The organism is Nonomuraea sp. B19D2, assembly GCF_040137845.1.
Lineage (GTDB): Bacteria > Actinomycetota > Actinomycetes > Streptosporangiales > Streptosporangiaceae > Nonomuraea.
In genome coordinates this window covers 1-1675 of sequence record NZ_JBEFAK010000137.1, presented here as the reverse complement: position 1 = coordinate 1675, position 1675 = coordinate 1, and the positions used below count along the sequence as shown (strand labels likewise).

The 1675-nt window shown below is 67.2% G+C and carries 1 protein-coding gene; it reads left to right on the top strand.

Going from position 1 to position 1675, the window contains the following annotated elements:
* The first annotated feature begins 98 nt into the window (after positions 1-98).
* Positions 99-1583 carry an IS66 family transposase gene (tnpC, locus tag ABN273_RS59125; RefSeq protein ID WP_349458582.1) on the top strand — a complete coding sequence of 495 codons (1485 nt, stop codon included), beginning with the start codon at positions 99-101 and terminating at the stop codon, positions 1581-1583.
* Positions 1584-1675 lie beyond the last annotated feature (92 nt).

Below are 1675 nucleotides of genomic sequence, written 5' to 3'. Positions count from 1 at the left end.
CGTAAGCATTCACGTCGTGCACAGGATGTAGCAGTTCGAGCGGTTGCGTGACCGTCCGTCACTTTGATCAAATCGGGCTCGGATGATGTGATCTTCAGGTGTCCGGCCTGGAGGAGCTGTCCCGCGAGGAGCTGATCGCTCTGACGCGCGCGCTCATGGCCGAGAACACCGCGTTGAAGGCGGAGGTAGCCGAGCTTCGGGCCGAGAACGCTGCGCTGCGCGAGCGGGTGGCCAAGCTGGAGCGGCTGGTCTCGCGTAACAGCGGCAATTCCGGGATGCCGCCCTCGGTCGATGACCTTCCCGGCCGCAAGCAGCCCAAGGATCGCAAGGTCAGCAGCGGTCGGCGTCGGCCGGGTAAGCAGCCCGGTGCCCAGGGCAAGGCGCTGGCCTGGTCCGATGAGGTCGCCGATGGCGACACCGTCGAGCACTATCCGCAAGGCCAGTGCGGGTGCGGGACCGATCTGGGCCAGGCAGCCGATCTGGGGGTGACGGCCCGGCACCAGCAGATCGAGATCCCGCTGATGGTGGCTCGCCGATTCCAGCATCAGTTGCACACGGTCGCCTGCCGGTGCGGCGCCGTGCATACCGCGCCGCGCCCGCCGGGCGTGCCCGCGGCACCGGTCAGTCTCGGGGTCAATCTGCAGGCATGGTGTGTGTATCTGCTGGTTGTTCACGCGATTCCGGTGCACCGGGTCGCCGAGTTGGTGACCTCGCTCACCGGTGCGGAGCCCTCGCCCGGGTTCGTGCACGGCTTGATCGGCCGGGCCGCCGCCGCGGTCGCATCCGCGAACGCGCGGATCCGGATGCTGCTCACCCTGGCCTACGTGGTGTGCTGCGACGAGACGCCCATCCGGGTCGGGCCGAAGAAGGCTAAGAAGTACCTGCTGGTGGCCTGCGACCAGCTGCTGACCTGGTACATGCTCGGCGGGCGGGACCTGGAGACCTTCAAGAAGTTCGTGGTGGCCGACCTGACCGGCGTGGTGGTCCATGACCGCTACCAGAACTACGACGCCACCGACCTGGGTGCGCGCGATCACCAACTCTGCGCGGCGCACCTCATTCGTGATCTTGAAGACTGTGCCGAGACCTACCCAGGTGCTCGCTGGCCCCGGCAGCTGCAGATGGCGCTGCGCGGCTTGATCCACGCCGCCAACCTCGCCCGCGACCAGGACAAAGATGCCATCGAGGCTGGCACCCTGGCGATGTTCACCAAGATGTACCGCGGCGGAGTCGCCGTCGGACTGTCGCAGGTCAAGCGCCTGCCGGGGCCGGCCAAGACCGTCACCCAGCCGGTCGGCCGGGTGCTGCTGGAGGTGCTGCGCGACCGCGCCGGCGACGTCCTGCGCTTCGCCTGCGACTTGCGGATCCCACCGACGAACAACCAGGCCGAACGCGACCTGCGACCAGCCAAAACCCAGCAGAAAATCTCCGGCAGGCTCCGCTCGGAGAAGGCCGCCGAGCACCGCTACGCCGTACGCGGCTACCTGTCCACCGCGCTCAAGCACAGCCTCGACGTCATGACCGTCCTACGCAACGCGCTGCTGGGCAACCTCTGGATGCCACCCGACCCGGTAACCGGCTGACCATCCCAGGATCGGCCGTACTCACGCATGCCTGAGGACGATCACACAGCGCGATCACCAGAAGCCGAAATGCGCTGGAGGTGAATGCTTAC